Here is a 16,807-nt window from a genome sequence, read left to right on the forward strand (position 1 = left end):
AACGGGTTGGACTCTGGAGTAGATTTTTAGATGGTAGAAAAACTGACATGGAGGAAGCTGGCTTTGGAGCTGGCTTTTTTTTACACCCCTTGGGTTTTACTCGGATGGTTTGTAGGTTTCATGCCGTGGATGCTGTTAATTGCAACAGCATTGCAATTAGGCTGGCATTTGCACAACCAAATTCGATTTTCACAATGGTTATGGAACGATAAACGCCTTTCTCCGCCTTCAAGCTCAGGTAACTGGGAGCCTCTTTTTAATGGCATGTATCGTTTACAGCAGCGTCAACGCCGCAAAAGAAAAGAGCTAACGGGCCTGATTCGTCGCTTTAGAAATGGGGCAGAGTCGTTGCCGGATGCCGTGGTTGTCTTTCGTGATGAAGGGAATATTGTTTGGTGTAACCGCTTAGCGCAACAATTGCTGGGTTTCCGCTGGCCTGAAGATACCGAGCTACCGATAACGAATCTGCTGCGTACTCCCGACTTTATTAAGTATCTCAATAAAAATGACTTTTCTGAGCCTTTGGAGATCCGCTCGCCATTAAATGTTGAGCGAATTCTCGAATTACGTATTGTGCCATATACCGATGGTGAGCACTTGATGGTAGTACGTGATGTTTCGCAGTTAAAAACACTGGAAGGAATGCGCCGTAATTTCTTTGCTAATGTCTCCCATGAATTGCGCACGCCAATGACGGTGTTGCAAGGTTACTTAGAGATGACAGCGGACCCTGATATGTTGATCGGTCCAATGTGGCCGAAAGCTCATGGCGTCATGACTGAGCAATTAAATAGAATGAATAGCTTAGTCAATCAACTGCTCACCTTATCTAAGATTGAAGCCGCTCCTATGGGAGGGGGGGAGGATTTGGTTGATGTGCCTCGTATGCTGACGGTTTTAGAAAAAGAAGCGCAGGCGTTAAGTGGTAATAACGAACACAAGTTACAGTTTGATATTGATACATCTCTGAAAGTGCTGGGCGATGACGATCAACTACGCAGTGCCATCTCTAACCTTGTTTATAATGCAGTGAAATACACACCTGCGGGTTCAAATATTCATGTGACCTGGCGCGAAACAGCTCAAGGAGCGTTACTGCAAGTTGCCGATACGGGGGATGGGATCGAGCCTCAGCATTTACACCGATTGACTGAACGTTTTTATCGTGTCGATAAAGATCGCTCAAGAGAAACTGGAGGCAGCGGTTTGGGGCTGGCGATAGTTAAGCATACTCTTAGCCATCACGACTCTCAGTTAGTCATCCATAGTGAGGTGGGCAAAGGGAGTCAGTTCTCGTTTGTGTTGCCAAAACGTTTGATCGCTCGGGAAGTTGTAGAGTCGTGATAAAAGGGTATATTTTAGCGTTATCACTGCTTATAGCGTCGTTTTATAGTGTGTCAGCGCCATTGTCAGACTACAAAACCAGCCCTGGCATCTCTGGCAATTTGTCATCAGTAGGTTCTGACTCATTAGCGGGTATTGTCACAACATGGGCTGAAGAGTTTTCTGCTTTATATCCCAGTGTCAATGTTCAAGTACAGGCATCTGGAAGTTCAACGGCCGTTCCTGCATTAACTCAAGGCACCGCGCAGTTTGGTCCTATGAGCCGAAAAATGCAGCCCAGTGAAATTGCCGCCTTTGAGCATGAGTATGGCTATGCACCAACAGAGCTAGTGGTAGCTTTGGATGCCTTAGGGGTGTTTGTTCATCAAGATAATCCCATAAAAGGACTCAATTTTATTGAGTTGGATGCCATTTTTTCAGCTACGTATTTTTGCGGTACAGAGCGCCCGATTAAGACTTGGAGCGATTTAGGCGTTCACCAGCCATGGGGCAAACTCAAAATACAGAAATTTGGGCGTAACCCTGTGTCCGGTACGCACGGTGTGTTTAAAAGTAAAGTATTGTGTGGTGGGGATTTTGATCGCTCCGTTAATGAACTTCTTGGTGGCACATCGGTGATACAAGGGGTAGCATCATCCGTGTCATCTATTGGTTACTCTGGAGTCGCATCAAAAGTGGTGGGAACGCGTTTATTGCCTATTGCAGAATATGGCGATAATTATACATTGCCGACCCCAGACAATATTATTAGTGGTAAGTACCCACTTAGCCGCAAACTATACCTGTATGTGAATAAACAACCGAATAAACCATTGCCACGTACTCAAAGTGAATTCATTCGTTTTATCTATTCAAAAAATGGACAGCAAGCCGTTCATCGAGAAGGGTATATCTCTATTTCTAGTCTGTTTGCAGAAAGAGAGTTAGCGAAGGTTGATCTAAAACTATAAGAAATACGCAATAAAATGAGTGGATGAATCTCGGCACATGGGGTCAGGGAATGGAATGATTTAAATGACCGGCACATTGGTGCTATTAGTTAGGATGTCAAATGTCGAGATTACATGCGCGAGTTCAGAAGAAGCTAAAATTAAATGAATAAGGCTCCATCATTGTTAAAAGAGACCAATAAGTCTCGCTTGGTCAAAGATAAACTCATCGCCGGATTAATACGTGCGAGCGGTTTAGGTATGTTAGTCGGCTTGTTTGGCATTCTTATTTACTTTATTACAGAAGCGCTCCCTGTATTTAGCCCTTCAAGCTACCAGCAGTCTGATTATCAACTTCCGGTTGATGGTCGAACATTGCAGCATTTTCACATTGATAATTCGGCTGATAACGCCATTGCGATTAACCGTAGTGGGGAAGTGCTCTATTTCTCTATAGCCGGTCAGGTCAAACTGCTACAAAAAACCGTAATCCAAGAAAACCCCGCTGCCATTGCGATGAATAGTCGTAAACCTTGGGTAGCGATGTTGGATAACAAAGGCGGCTTAGATGTGGTGCTACCAGAATTTAAAACCTCTCAACCACACAGTGGTAAACACACAGAGCCTAAGTTGGTAGTGGACAAATCATTATCGAACTTACGCTTTATAACGCCAAATTTTGAGGCTAAGTATTTAGGCTTTACCTTGTTATCAGAGGGAGCCGTTATTGCTAGAGCAAACCGTCATGCAGTAGAAATACTGGATTATGTGCAGAGTGAATCGGCAAAGGCGGTCACTAACATTACTCGATTACCCCATCGTTTCGATAATTTATCGGGGATATTTATCACCAATAATGGATTGCATGTAGTGGTGTTAGATGGCAAGCAGAATTGGCTATTCTCTCGTCACACTACCAATGATGCCTTTTCCTTGGCCTACCGACACATTGAAACGGTGCCTAATGACTTTCAGCGAGAGTTTGCGTTTATCAATGGAGATAAGGGAGCGATAGTCTCTAGCCCTAGCCATGAGGTTGAATTTTGGTTTTTGGCCTTTCACAATGAAAAACGCTTACGTTCAGAGCGTACATACCCAATAGGTTCAAAGGTACTAGATATTTTACCTGAGCATACGAATAAAGGTTTTTGGGCTATGGGGGGCGATGGTTCGTTTAAGTTATTCTATGCCACTCGTACTAAGCCAGTGTTGAGTATAGACCCGCATCCCATTCCTTTACTTAGTACGTTATCGGCCAATGATCGCTACCTTGTGAGCGTCTACCAAGACAAACTGGTTAAATTTGCTATTAATGCTCCTCACCCTGAAATATCGTTAAAAGAACTGACGCAGAAAGTGCAATACGAAGGGTACTCTGAGCCAGATTATGTTTGGCAAACATCAGCATCTGCTGAAGAAGTTGAGCCTAAGTTTAGTCTGGTTCCTCTAGTCTTTGGCACTTTAAAAGCCGCGTTCTACGCTATGTTGTTTTCGGTACCTATTGCGGTGTTAGGTGCGGTGTATACGGCTAACTTCATGTCGACGAGAATGCGAAATACCATAAAGCCAGCCATAGAGTTAATGGAAGCCTTGCCGACTCTAGTTATCGGTTTTTTAGCCGCCACTTGGTTGGCTCCCATTATGGAGAAAAACCTGCTGGCTTTCATGCTTAGCATTGTGGTTATCCCTTTAACAGCATTAGCTTGTGGTGGCATCTGGGCGGTACTGCCTGTGCGGGTTAAAACACAAGTACCTAAAGGATTGCATTTGGTAACCTTGTTACCTGCAATTGTATTGATTTGGTGGATTCTATTTCAGGTTTCTCCTTACATTGAAAAGTTTTTCTTTGATGATGGCTTACTTTATTTCTTGGCCAAGAATGGCTGGGATTATCAGCAACGCAATACTTTGATCGTTGGTATAGCCATGGGGTTTGCGGTGATCCCTACTATTTTTACCATTGCAGAAGATGCCATTTTCTCTGTGCCTAAGCACCTATCTAATGGGGCATTAGCTTTAGGGGCGACAGAGTGGCAAACCTTAACGCGGGTTGTGCTATTAACCGCCAGTCCCGGAATTATATCGGCAATTATGTTAGGGCTAGGGCGAGCTATGGGAGAGACTATGATAGTGCTGACTGTCACGGGCAATACTCCGATAACAGACTGGAATGTTTTTGAAGGGTTACGTTCGTTGACGGCGACAATTGCCACTGAGTTGCCGGAATCTAAGGTAGGCAGTTCTCATTATCGTTTATTGTTTCTTTCTGCACTGATTTTGTTTTTGTTTACCTTTATCGTGAATAGTGTTGGCGAGAGTGTACGTCAGCGTCTTCGCGATAAATACCGATCTCTATAGGCAGGGTGTACTGAGTGATTAATTGGTTTAAATCGGGAAAACCTTGGATATGGCTGACCTCAATGGCGGTCACCATCAGTATTCTATCTATGCTTGCTGTACTCCTTTTTATTGGCTGGAAAGGGATGAGCCATTTTTGGCCTCATAATGTTTATCAGTGGCAAAACTCCGCAGGACAATCCCTAATTGGTCAAGTGTATCAAAGAGAGCAGGTGCCTTGGTCTCAAATCTCTGCAGCACAACGGCAACAGGTACCGAAACAATTACGTACAGAGTTAGCGGAGCAGTCATTGCCAACGATTGAAAGGTTGATGATTAAGGTAGCCAATCGAGATCTCTATGGAGGTGCGTTTGTTTCTGAGTTTTCTTATGCTTGGTCTCAGCCTGTATTGAACCCAGATATTGTGGTGATGGACAGAACTCGAGGCGGTCAGTTTTTTGGCCAAGTGGTGGCCGTTGAAGAAAAGGGTGAAAAAACACAGCAGATTCAATCACCACAACAGATCAAAACACTCCTAGCGAGCACTCGTATTGCACGTAATAAAATCGAGCATATTATAGAGCAGCAGGTTGAACCTGCCGCAGAAGCGTTACTAAAAAATAAACAGATATTGCAGCGTCTGCAAAAAGATGGTTCAGCAGACATTGAACGTATCGACAGACTGGTGGCTAAAACCAATACGTTAAATAACCAGCGAGACGCAGCAGAACAACAAATTGAACAGATACGTGAACAAGTAGAGCAACGTATGCTGGTGGTGAAGGATATGAATAATGACCTTCATAGAATCAGCTTTTCTACCATTTTAGATGCATGGTACCCAAACCAAATGACACTGTTTGACAAGCTAGGTCATTGGGTTAAACAAGGGGCTATGTTTCTGATTGATGAACCAAGAGAGTCTAACTCTGAAGGGGGCGTATTTCCGGCGATTTTTGGCACCATATTGTTAGTGCTACTAATGTCTGTTGCGGTTATGCCTCTAGGGGTATTAGCGGGGCTGTATCTCCATGAGTACGCACATAATAATTGGCTTACTCGTTTGATTCGCATTACGGTTCAAAACTTAGCGGGTGTCCCCTCCATAGTCTATGGTGTGTTTGGCTTAGGATTCTTTGTTTACACTTTAGGGGGAAGTATTGATGACCTCTTTTATGCCGATAATCTACCCGCCCCGACCTTTGGTACTCCTGGCTTATTGTGGGCATCTTTAACCTTAGCCATGCTAACGCTACCGGTTGTTGTTGTGACGATTGAAGATGGATTATCGCGTATACCCAAATCGGTTCGCGACGGCGCTTTTGCGCTGGGTGCCACCAAATCAGAGACCATTTTTAGAGTCGTCTTGCCTATGGCTTTACCAGCGGTATTGACCGCATTGATCTTAGCGGTGGCGAGAGCGGCGGGTGAAGTGGCACCGCTGATGCTTGTTGGGGTAGTGAAACTAGCACCGAGCTTGCCCATTGATGGTCAGTTTCCCTATATACATTTAGAGAGAAAGTTCATGCATTTAGGTTTTCATATTTATGATGCAGGCTTTCAAACAACCAATTTAGAGGGGGCTAAATCTTTGGTTTATGCGACCTCTATGTTGTTAGTGACTGTAATTATTGGTTTAAATTTAATTGCGATACGCATACGTAATTCTTTGCGTAACAGTTATAAAAACTTAGGATTTGACGAACATGTATTCTAGTCCCGCAACCATCAATGTGTTACGACCTTTTGATGTGGCTAATTTGCCAAAGGATAAAACTGCGATAGAAATAGAAAATTTAAATCTCTATTATGGTCAGAAGCAGGTCCTGCATAATATTTCTATGCGGATACCCAAAGGAAAAGTCACCGCCTTTATTGGTCCGTCAGGTTGTGGTAAGTCTACGATCATGCGTTCTATTAACCGAATGAACGACTTGATAGAGGGCTGTAAAGTTGAGGGGGCTATTCGCTTATTAGGTACGGATATTAATAGTGATGATGTGGATGTGTCAGCACTAAGGCGAACCGTAGGTATGGTGTTTCAGCGGCCCAATCCTTTCCCTAAAACCATTTATGAAAATGTCGTGTTTGGACTGCGTTTGCAAGGCATTAGAAATAGCCGAGTGCTGGATGATTGCTGTGAGCACGCCCTGCGTGGTGCTGGCTTATGGACAGAAGTTAAGAACCGGTTGCATGAAAGTGCGGTGAGCTTGGCTGCCGGTCAGCAGCAGCGGTTAGTTATTGCGCGAGCCATCGCCATTGAGCCAGAAGTATTACTATTGGATGAACCCACTTCGTCTTTAGATCCTATCTCAACCTTAACCATTGAAGAGTTGATTAATGATCTGAAAAAGAAATATACCGTGGTAATCGTGACCCATAACATGCAACAGGCCGCGAGGGTGAGCGACTATACCGCCTTCGTACACATGGGACGAATTGTTGAGTATGCGGATACAGATAGCGTATTTACCTCACCAAAAGAGAAAAAAACCGAAGACTACATTACCGGTCGAATTGGATAAGGAACAGTAACTTAGATGCAAACAGGTCGTCATATATCAGGGCAATACAATGTTGAACTTGAGGCCATTCGTAGCCATGTTTTAACCATGGGGGGGCTGGTGGAACAGCAACTGGCGTACGCGTTACGCGCCTTGGTGAATCAAGATTATGAGTTGGCGAAAAAAGTGATGGCTGAAGATCATAATGTGAATGCCATGGAAGTGGTTATTGATGATGCATGCACTAGGATAATAGCGAGACGTCAACCAACAGCGGGCGATCTAAGATTGGTTATGTCGATCATTAAAACGATTTCAGCGCTAGAAAGCATTGGCGATGTTGCTTCGCGACTTGCACGCACCTCACTAGATAATAGAAGCGCCGATCCTAGATACCAAAACTCTCTTGAGCCCCTTTGTCGTTTAGCGATCAATATGCTTCATCAAGTGCTTGATGCTTTTGCTCGCTTAGATATTGATGCCGCCGCTCATATTTATGAGATGGACGATCAAGTGGATGAGGCGTATCAGAATATCATTCGTCAATTGACTCAATATATGATGGATGAGCCTGCATTGATCCCAGCCATATTACAGGTGATGTGGTCGGCGCGAGCCATCGAGCGAGTCGGGGACAGATGCCAAAATATTTGTGAGTATATTATTTACTGCGTAAAAGGTAAGGATGTCAGACACTCACAGGATGAAGAGATGTATAAATACAAAGGTAATACCGATCGTAGTCATTAACTGATCATTCGAGCATTTTTCCTACGCTATTTCTGATCACTTACTTAGTGTGATTGGGGTGATGATAGGAAACTTAACTTCTTAAACAACAAAATAAAAAGAGGCCAATACATTGTATTGGCCTCTTTTTTAAATTAGACAGTAAGCGTTAATTATTTGCTTAGGTCTTCAGCGTGCTCAGATAGGAATGCTGCAACACCTGTTGGAGATGCGTCCATACCTGCTTTGCCTTCTTCCCATTGTGCTGGACATACTTCACCGTTTTTCTGGTGGAAGTTCAAGGCATCAACCATACGTAGCATTTCGTCGATGTTACGACCTAGAGGAAGATCGTTAACGACTTGGTGACGGACTAGGCCGTCTTCGTCGATTAGGAAAGAACCACGGAAAGCAACACCTGCTTCTGGATGCTCAACATCGTATGCTTTACAGATTTCGTGTTTAATATCAGCAACTAGTGGGTACTTAACTTGACCAATGCCACCGTCGTCGATAGCAGTGTTACGCCATGCGTTATGTGAGAATTGAGAATCGATAGAAACACCGATAACTTCAACACCCTTGTCTTGGAAGTCTTGGAAACGGTTGTCGAACGCGATCAACTCAGATGGGCAAACGAAAGTGAAGTCTAGTGGGTAGAAGAAAACTACCGCTTTTTTACCTTTAGTGAATTCTGAAAAGTTAAAGTTTTCAACGATTTCACCATTGCCTAGAACAGCTGCTGCTGTGAAGTCTGGTGCTTGGCGGCCTACTAATACCATTTTGAGCTCCTAAATATGTAATGATGCCTATCTTTTAGGCTGAGTTCATGTTTCTACGGGACAAACTATAATACACAATGTACCATTGAAAAAAGCGAAATAAATAGATTAACTTAATCGAAAAAAGCGATGTTTAAAAATTGTTAAGCAACGCACATATTGACAGATAATATACGGTAAACATTGAACTTTTATGAACAAGTGGCCCAGTCTCAAACAGCTTCATTACCTGATAACTCTTCATGAAACACGCCATTTTGGTGAGGCTGCACAACAGTGCTTTGTGAGTCAGTCCACCCTAAGTAAGGGCATTCAAAATTTAGAAGAGCAGTTTGGCTGCTCTCTATACGAAAAGAAAGATAAGCGAAGTACGTTAGTGTTCACCCATATTGGTGAAATGGTAGTTAAGCAGGGACGAGAGTTACTGACCAAAAGCCAAGATATTATGGAGTTGGGGCAATTAGCTTGTGGCAGTGCAATGCAGGGGCAACTTAGGCTAGGGGCAATCCCCACAATAGCCCCTTTTTTATTGAGCAGTTTAGTGCATGAGGTGAACAACAATTTTCCTGAACTGACGTTACTGCTAAGAGAAGATACCACGGCTAATTTATTGACCGCGTTGCAAAATGGGCAGTTGGATGTCTTAGTGTTAGCCTTGCCGATGGACATTGGCAACTTTGCGAGCAAAATTGTCGGAAGAGACCAATTTCGAATGGTGATCAGTGAGTCTCAAGCACAGAGTGTGCGAACCCCTTTGCATTATTCTGATTTACCGGATGAGTCGGTATTTTTACTGGAGAAAGAGCACTGTTTAACTGAACATGCGGTTTCTGCCTGTAATTTGACGGAGAAAAGTAAGATTAACCCTTTTACCGCAACCAGTTTGCATACTTTAGTGCAGATGGTAGCTAACGGATTAGGGACCACATTTATTCCGCAAATGGCCATAGATCATGGATTATTAGCTAACCAAGCCTTAAAAGTGATTGACCCACCCGGACGCCAAGCGTACCGCAATATTGGCTTGGTATGGAGACCGAGCAGTACACGCACAGACACTTTTATGCAGCTTGCCGATGTCATAGAAACATTATTAGAAAAGTAATTTTTAACGGCAAATTGAAAGATCCAACGGTGGGGGACACCAATAGGCTGATAGAAATATCGGCTAATTATTTGCTCCCTTATAGCGGGTAGTCTTTACTAAATAAAAGGGTAGGGGGTGTACCATGCAAAAGCGTCAGTTCGATCAATGGATTCATGCTGATATTGAGCGACACTTGGCAGTGCCTAAAGTGTTTGTTATCGGCTGCTCGGATCTTTCTACTTATCAACTTGCCGTTGAGTTTAAGCACAAATTAGAGCCGATACGAGAAGATGGGAAGCCTATCTCTTTTTCTTCATTAGACGTCATTCGAGATGAGTTGATCAAACTGGGTTTAGACCGTGCCTATTTACGTTTACATAATGCCTATGATGAGTTTGGATCATCTGTTGAGCGTAGTTATTGTGATATTGAACTGTCACTAAAAAATGACTCGCTCTAAATAGTTGTCAATCAAAGGTTATCTTGCTGAGTGAGTATTGAGTGAGTGAAGCGACTGCGAAGATAAAAGCCTCTCGGCAGTGTCTTTATTTTTTTTCCATTGGCCCCATAAGCGTCAGTTAAAGCTCGGCTATTGGCTGCTTTTGGCCGAATTTGCATGACTTCCCCATGCCTGGCGTTGATTTCATGAATACGACCTGTTGCGATCATTTCCATCAACTCTTCCCAATCTTGTTGTAATAAAGTTTGTTCTTCTTCTGAAGGAGTCCAAAGCTTAGCAAAGCCCACGTGTCGCTCTGCAATGGGTAACTCTCTTTCCCCTTCAACTGGCACCCATAGAACTTTGCTTAGCTTTTGTTTTACATGACTTTGCTGCCAAGTAAGGCCGTGAATGCCTGTCAGCGCAGCCACACAGACAAAAGTACTTTCTAAAGGTTTACCGCTATAACTGAGAGGGATCGTTTTTAATTCTATTCCTAAATGAGCAAAGTCTTGCTCTGGGCGACTTCCAGCCTGTGCACCTAGGTGCATCTCAATGAGTTGTCCTACCCAGCCTTTATCTCGACGAAGATCTTGTGGAACAGCGATGCCCACCTCTTCGGCTAACTCCGCGAAAGAATACCCAGCAAGCTGTTCAGCCCGCTGTAAGAGCTCCAATTCTGTTTTAGGGGGAGTTTTCAACACGTTAGTTTTCCAAGTGAGTAAAAGATCTTTAAATGAGCAAGATCGTTGAAGATAAATCAATGGACAAGTATAAGCTAATTTATGTACAAAATGAAGGTTATCCACAGGCTGTGAAATTAACTAGATAAAAAATAATTACCATGTATAAAAAAACAGGGGTTTAGGTGATGTTTCTATCTTGTTTTAGTGGATTAAGTATGCCTGAGTAAGTGAGTTGTGTGGATAAAAGATGGAACGGTGGAATTTTAAACGATCTTAAAGGATCAATAATTAACCAGTGTTATATTCTGTTTTTAAATGCATTGTTTGCATGTTAACTATTGATTTTTAAGGTTATATTTAAAATGTGATGCAGGTTTGATTATTTGTAGATGATCAATTAATAATCCACAGATTACTTGATTACTCTTTTCTCACAAAGTTATTCACAGATATAGTGAATAAATACCTTCTATCCACCTTTTTCTGTTGATAAGGTGAAATTGGTATGTATTTTAAGCGAAAGCCTACTCTGGCTTCATACTTTCATCACTTTTACTGCGGTTACATTTGCTCAACTAGGTGATCTGTGGAAAAATCAAGACATATAACTTTTTATCAGTAGAGGCTAGCCAGTGATCGATGGCGATGGTTACCGCTTAAATGTGGGAATCGTAATATGTAATAACCATGGTCAAGTGTTTTGGGCTAAACGATACGGACAACATTCATGGCAATTCCCACAAGGTGGGATAGATGAAGGTGAAACGCCTGAACAGGCGATGTACCGAGAATTGTATGAAGAGGTTGGGTTAACCAAGCAAGATGTGAAAATAGTCACTACGAGTCGTCATTGGTTGCGTTATCGTCTGCCAAAACGATTAGTTCGCTGGGATTCCAAACCTGTCTGTATTGGACAAAAGCAAAAATGGTTTTTATTGCAATTAATCTGTGATGAATCACAGGTTAATATGCAAAGAGGGCCGACTCCAGAATTTGATGGATGGCGTTGGGTAAGCTTTTGGTATCCAGTGAGACAAGTGGTCTCTTTTAAAAGAGACGTTTATCGCAGAGCTATGAAGGAGTTTGCTTCTTTTGCTATGCCATTTAAAGATCGAAAGCAAAACCGAAAACGCAAACACCGTCGAGGGTAGTGAGGCGCAACAATGCTAAATCAACTTAGGGATATAGTTGAGCACGTATCTCGAGTCGAAGATATTTATCAAGCACTTGAGGTGTTTGTTGAACGTACCTGCGATGCGATAAATAGCGAATGTTGCACTATCTACCTATCTAATCATCAAAAGCAGCGCCTTGAGTTAATGGCAACTAAGGGGCTGACTTTTTCTGGAAAACAACTGCATATAGGCTTTAATGAAGGATTAGTTGGTCTAGTGCATAGAACGGCTAAACCCCTCAATGTCGCTCAAGCCTCCATACATCCGGACTATAAATTTTTTCCTCAATTAGGCGAGGATGTGTATCAGGCATTTTTAGCCACACCTATCGTTTACCGTAAACGAATTTTAGGTGTCGTAGTCATACAGCAAAAGAAAACCCGTCTATTTAGTGATACTGAAGAGTCTTTTTTAGTGACACTTGCCGCGCAATTAGCCGTATTAATAGCCAGTGAACAGCAGCAAGGTAATTGGCTTCTGCAAGAGCGAAAAATCTCAGTGGTATCAGGGCTTTCTGCCTGTAATGGTATTGCCATTGGTCCTATATGGCAGGGGAATTACGAACCTTCGCTCAGTGATGTTGCCCCAGCTTCTGTTATCGATATAGAAAGAGATAAAGAGTGGTTGCTGGTGGCGGTCGAAAGTGCCTTAAAAGAATTTCGACGTTTAAGAAAGCAGTTAGACAGTGATCTTAATAAAGATGCGTTGGCCATTTTTGATTTATTTACTCACCTACTCAATGATCCCAAATTGCGGGGAGATTTAATTCAGCAAATAGAAAAGGGTGATACTGCCGACTGGGCGTTACGTCAGGTTATTGAGCGTTATTCGGCTCGCTTTGGGCGAATGACGGATGTGTATTTGCAACAGCGTGCCCAGGACGTAAGAGAGTTAGGGCAGAGGTTGTTATACTTTCTCTACCACTCTCAGTCTCAAGAAATTCAGCTAGATAAGCCGGTGATTTTTGTGGTTAATGAGCTAACCACAACCTTATTGGCCTCCGTGCCAAGAGATAAATTGCTGGGGGTCATATCCTTGCAAGGTGGGGTGAACTCTCACGCGGCTATTTTATCGCGCGCCCTTGGTATCCCTTCCGTTATCGGCCCTAACTTAAAAAATATTGATGCCGATGACCGCCATATTATTTTGGACGGTTATAGCGGTGAAGTGTTGCTTGATCCTACAGAGCAAGAGATGGTGGAGTATCAAAAGCTCCAGGATGAAGAGTTGGAAGTGCGCTCTATGGTGGAGTCTGAACTGTACCTTCCCGCTGTCACTGTAGATAAAACCCCCATTACCATTTTATTGAATACAGGGTTAGGACCTGATGATAGTTACTTTTATTTCAATTTGGTGGATGGAGTAGGACTGTATCGCACAGAGATTTCCTTTATTCTCAAGCAAGCGTTTCCATCAGAAGATGAGCAGGTGGAAATTTATCGCAAAGTGCTTGCCTGTTCTGCAGGTAAGCCCGTTGTCATGCGAACCTTAGATATTGGTGGGGACAAGTCGCTACCTTATTTCCCAATGGAGGAAGAAAACCCATTTCTTGGCTGGCGGGGCATTCGATTTACGTTGGATCATCCGGATATTTTCTTGATACAAATTCGGGCAATGATGCGCGCCGCCATTGCTCAGAAGAGTGAGTTAAAAGTGTTGTTGCCGATGATCTCTGGTGTGCCAGAGTTAGACTCGGCTCTTGCTTTAATTGCTCAAGCTTATCATGAAGTGGCATTAACGCACCCCAGAGTGAAGAAGCCGCAAGTTGGCATAATGCTTGAAGTGCCATCCATGATCTATCTGTTACCTGTTATTGCTGATCGTATTGATTTTGTCTCTGTTGGTACCAATGATCTCACTCAATACTTGTTGGCGGTTGATCGTAATAATAGTCAGGTATCAGAGTTGTATGAAGTGGTGCATCCTTCTGTATTACTTGCTCTAAAGCAGATTCAAGGGGCGTGTGAACATGCCAATATCCCAGTGTCTGTGTGTGGCGAGTTAGCCGGTGACCCTATTGGTGTCTTGCTCTTACTCGGCCTTGGGTTTACCCAGTTAAGTATGAACTCTGCTAATGTGGCCAACATTAAGTATGTGATAAGGCAGTCGAATCTTAAAGAATTAGAAGAATTGGCGAGTCAAGCCATTACCAAGCCTTATGCATCTAATGTATATGAGCTTGCTTTTGATTACCTTGAAGGGAGAGGGTTAGCTGGTTTTGTCCGTCCAGGAAAGCATTAATGGTTACATTTGAATTAGTTATAGTTTTAGTTATGCTAGGTGCCGTCGTTGGCGTATTGGCCGGTTTACTCGGTATCGGCGGTGGCTTAATCATTGTGCCGTCACTGCTGTTTTTACTGCCTATGTTTGGTATTGATGCAGACGTTGCCATGCAGATGGCTTTAGCCACCTCTTTAGCTTGTATTATTATCACATCCAGCTCATCAGCATTTAATCACTATAGAGTGAATAATGTGGATGTTTTTGTGGTTAAATTTTTAATACCGGGGATAATTTTAGGGGGATTTATCGGCAGTTTTGTGGCTGAATTCCTCCCAAGCCAGTATTTACCACCGATTTTTGGTTGTATTGTTCTTGGGTTATCCGTACGAATGTTTCTTTCGATTCGAAGTACACGCACAAAACGAACGCTTGGTGTGACAAACTCCTTTATATCTGGAGCAAGCATCGGTACTATTTCAAGCCTTGCTGGTATTGGTGGTGGCTCTTTGTTAGTCCCTTTTCTTAATCGGCATGGGATAGAAATGCGTAAGGCGGTTGGAACTTCGTCTTTTTGTAGCGCATTATTAGCAACCTCTGGAATGCTCGGTTTTGTTTTTCATGGCGCCAGCTCAGATGCTTTACCTGCCCACAGTTTTGGTTATGTTTATTTACCAGCGTTGTTCGCTATTGCGTCTAGTTCCATATTAACCAGTAAATTAGGCGTACGGTTGACGACAATATTACCGACAGTAATATTGAAAAAAATATTTGCTGTATTGCTCTTACTCATAGCAGTACGCATGCTTCTCTTTTAATGAAAACTCTAAGAAGACATTATGAATCAAGGATTTCTCACTTTCCCTCATATTGATCCTGTAATTTTAGAAATTGGTCCAATTTCTATTCGTTGGTATGGATTGATGTATCTAGTTGGTTTTGCCTTTGCTATGTGGTTGGCAAATCGTCGCGCTGATAAGCCTAATAGTGGCTGGAATCGTGAGCAGGTATCAGACCTATTGTTTCTTGGTTTTTTAGGGGTAGTCGTGGGTGGCCGTATCGGCTACGTGATTTTTTATCACTTTGATTTATTCCTCGATAATCCGCTTTATTTATTTAAAGTTTGGACGGGGGGCATGTCATTTCACGGTGGTCTGATCGGGGTGATCTCCGCCATGGCCTACTACGCCTATCGAAATAATCGTACCTTCTTTAATGTTGCTGATTTTATTGCGCCACTGATACCGTTTGGTTTAGGTATGGGACGCATTGGTAACTTTATGAATGATGAGCTTTGGGGAAGAGTGACAGATGTGAAGTGGGCTGTACTGTTCCCATCTGGTGGCTATCTACCACGTCATCCATCTCAGCTTTATGAAGCCTTTCTTGAAGGGGTGGTACTGTTCCTTATCTTGAATATCTTTATTCGTAAACCAAGACCGGCTGGCGCAGTCGCGGGTTTATTTTTAATGGGCTACGGTACTTTCCGTTTCACCGTTGAATATTTCAGAGAGCCCGATGCTCAACTTGGTTTGTTTGGTGACTGGATATCCATGGGGCAAATCTTATCATCACCGATGATTTTTATTGGCGCAGGTATGATTTGGTGGGCCTATAAATACAATAAAAAGTCGCTACAAACGACGACGGCTAAGGATAAATCATGAAGCAATACCTAGATTTATGCCATCGCATTGTTGATAACGGACATTGGATTGAAAATCAGCGTACAGGCAAGCGTTGCCTGACGGTGGTGAATGCCGATTTAACCTATGATGTAGGAAATAATGCCTTCCCTCTAGTGACTACTCGCAAGAGTTTTTGGAAAGCCGCGGTCGCTGAACTCCTTGGTTATATTCGTGGTTATGATAATGCGGAGCAATTTCGTCAGTTAGGTACGAAAACTTGGGATGCCAATGCCAACTTAAATGAAGCATGGCTAAACAATAGTTACCGTAAAGGCGAAGATGATATGGGACGCGTTTACGGCGTTCAAGGTCGTCAGTGGGCCAAACCTGATGGCGGTCATATCGACCAATTACGCAAAATTGTTGACGATCTGACTCAGGGAGTGGATGACCGAGGGGAAATCCTTAACTTCTATAACCCTGGAGAGTTTCATATGGGGTGCTTACGTCCTTGTATGTACAGCCACCATTTCTCTTTACTTGGCGACACTCTGTATTTGAATAGTACTCAGCGCTCTTGTGACGTGCCCCTTGGGCTTAATTTTAACATGGTACAAGTGTATGCGTTTTTGGCGATTATGGCGCAAATCACAGGGCACAAAGCGGGTGTGGCGTATCATAAAATAGTCAACGCACATATTTATGAAGATCAGTTAGAATTGATGCGCGATGTACAACTGCAACGCCAGCCTTTACCGGCAGCAAAATTCATTATAAACCCAAAAATTAAGTCTCTGGAAGATTTAGAAACTTGGGTAACCTTGGATGACTTTTCTGTTGAGGGGTATGAATCTCACCCTGCTATTCGCTACCCATTTTCGGTTTAAGGCAAAAATAATAAATTTATCTCACTGAATTTAATAAATTATTTATAAGAGGCTAATAT

The 16,807-nt window shown here is 42.9% G+C and carries 15 protein-coding genes; 13 read left to right on the top strand and 2 right to left on the bottom strand.

Annotation, left to right across the window (positions count from 1 at the left end):
- Positions 1–30: 30 nt before the first annotated feature.
- From phoR to phoU, 6 genes are all read left to right on the top strand, one after another.
- Positions 31–1,344: a phosphate regulon sensor histidine kinase PhoR gene (gene phoR / locus OCU56_RS02410; RefSeq protein ID WP_261873987.1), complete on the top strand. Its 1,314-nt coding sequence runs from the start codon at positions 31–33 to the stop codon at positions 1,342–1,344.
- Between the two features lie 11 nt (positions 1,345–1,355).
- Positions 1,356–2,294 carry a PstS family phosphate ABC transporter substrate-binding protein gene (locus tag OCU56_RS02415; RefSeq protein ID WP_390904858.1) on the top strand — a complete coding sequence of 313 codons (939 nt, stop codon included), beginning with the start codon at positions 1,356–1,358 and terminating at the stop codon, positions 2,292–2,294.
- Positions 2,295–2,438: 144 nt separating this feature from the next.
- Positions 2,439–4,631: an ABC transporter permease subunit gene (locus OCU56_RS02420; RefSeq protein ID WP_261873988.1), complete on the top strand. Its 2,193-nt coding sequence runs from the start codon at positions 2,439–2,441 to the stop codon at positions 4,629–4,631.
- Positions 4,632–4,693: 62 nt separating this feature from the next.
- On the top strand, positions 4,694–6,328 hold the full coding sequence (pstA, locus tag OCU56_RS02425; RefSeq protein ID WP_261874757.1) for a phosphate ABC transporter permease PstA: 1,635 nt from the start codon (positions 4,694–4,696) through the stop codon (positions 6,326–6,328).
- Complete coding sequence (gene pstB / locus OCU56_RS02430; protein WP_261873989.1) at positions 6,318–7,136, top strand: phosphate ABC transporter ATP-binding protein PstB; 819 nt, start codon at positions 6,318–6,320, stop codon at positions 7,134–7,136. Before pstA ends, pstB begins: the two co-directional genes overlap by 11 nt.
- Before the next feature lie 15 nt (positions 7,137–7,151).
- The gene (gene phoU, locus OCU56_RS02435; RefSeq protein WP_261873990.1) at positions 7,152–7,865 is read left to right on the top strand and encodes a phosphate signaling complex protein PhoU; all 714 of its coding nucleotides are present in this window, start codon (positions 7,152–7,154) and stop codon (positions 7,863–7,865) included.
- Between the two features lie 152 nt (positions 7,866–8,017).
- Here phoU and OCU56_RS02440 read toward each other — a convergent pair whose 3' ends face one another.
- Positions 8,018–8,626 carry a peroxiredoxin C gene (locus OCU56_RS02440; protein ID WP_261873991.1) on the bottom strand — a complete coding sequence of 203 codons (609 nt, stop codon included), beginning with the start codon at positions 8,624–8,626 and terminating at the stop codon, positions 8,018–8,020.
- Between the two features lie 193 nt (positions 8,627–8,819).
- Here OCU56_RS02440 and OCU56_RS02445 point away from each other — a divergent pair, with 193 nt between their 5' ends.
- Both OCU56_RS02445 and OCU56_RS02450 read left to right on the top strand, forming a co-directional pair.
- On the top strand, positions 8,820–9,731 hold the full coding sequence (locus OCU56_RS02445; protein ID WP_261873992.1) for a hydrogen peroxide-inducible genes activator: 912 nt from the start codon (positions 8,820–8,822) through the stop codon (positions 9,729–9,731).
- Positions 9,732–9,855: 124 nt separating this feature from the next.
- The gene (locus tag OCU56_RS02450) at positions 9,856–10,173 is read left to right on the top strand and encodes a DUF6482 family protein (protein ID WP_261873993.1); all 318 of its coding nucleotides are present in this window, start codon (positions 9,856–9,858) and stop codon (positions 10,171–10,173) included.
- An 11-nt stretch (positions 10,174–10,184) separates the two neighbouring features.
- Here OCU56_RS02450 and mutH read toward each other — a convergent pair whose 3' ends face one another.
- Positions 10,185–10,853 (bottom strand): DNA mismatch repair endonuclease MutH, encoded by a 669-nt coding sequence (gene mutH, locus OCU56_RS02455; protein ID WP_261874758.1) that lies wholly within the window; start codon positions 10,851–10,853, stop codon positions 10,185–10,187.
- Positions 10,854–11,470: 617 nt separating this feature from the next.
- On the opposite strand from mutH, the gene rppH reads away from it, so the two are divergent.
- From rppH to OCU56_RS02480, 5 genes are read left to right on the top strand one after another with little or no spacing between them, the layout of a single operon-like run.
- Positions 11,471–11,989 (top strand): RNA pyrophosphohydrolase, encoded by a 519-nt coding sequence (rppH, locus tag OCU56_RS02460; RefSeq protein ID WP_261873994.1) that lies wholly within the window; start codon positions 11,471–11,473, stop codon positions 11,987–11,989.
- A 12-nt stretch (positions 11,990–12,001) separates the two neighbouring features.
- A complete protein-coding gene (gene ptsP / locus OCU56_RS02465) occupies positions 12,002–14,254 on the top strand; it encodes a phosphoenolpyruvate--protein phosphotransferase (RefSeq protein ID WP_261873995.1) in 2,253 nt (750 codons plus the stop codon).
- Complete coding sequence (locus OCU56_RS02470; protein WP_261873996.1) at positions 14,254–15,051, top strand: sulfite exporter TauE/SafE family protein; 798 nt, start codon at positions 14,254–14,256, stop codon at positions 15,049–15,051. Before ptsP ends, OCU56_RS02470 begins: the two co-directional genes overlap by 1 nt.
- A 21-nt stretch (positions 15,052–15,072) precedes the next feature.
- Entirely contained in the window at positions 15,073–15,900 is an 828-nt protein-coding gene (gene lgt, locus OCU56_RS02475; RefSeq protein WP_261873997.1) for a prolipoprotein diacylglyceryl transferase, read from the top strand.
- Positions 15,897–16,748 carry a thymidylate synthase gene (locus OCU56_RS02480; RefSeq protein ID WP_261873998.1) on the top strand — a complete coding sequence of 284 codons (852 nt, stop codon included), beginning with the start codon at positions 15,897–15,899 and terminating at the stop codon, positions 16,746–16,748. Before lgt ends, OCU56_RS02480 begins: the two co-directional genes overlap by 4 nt.
- The last annotated feature ends 59 nt before the right edge of the window (positions 16,749–16,807 follow it).

This window comes from Vibrio rarus (assembly GCF_024347075.1).
GTDB lineage: Bacteria > Pseudomonadota > Gammaproteobacteria > Enterobacterales > Vibrionaceae > Vibrio > Vibrio rarus.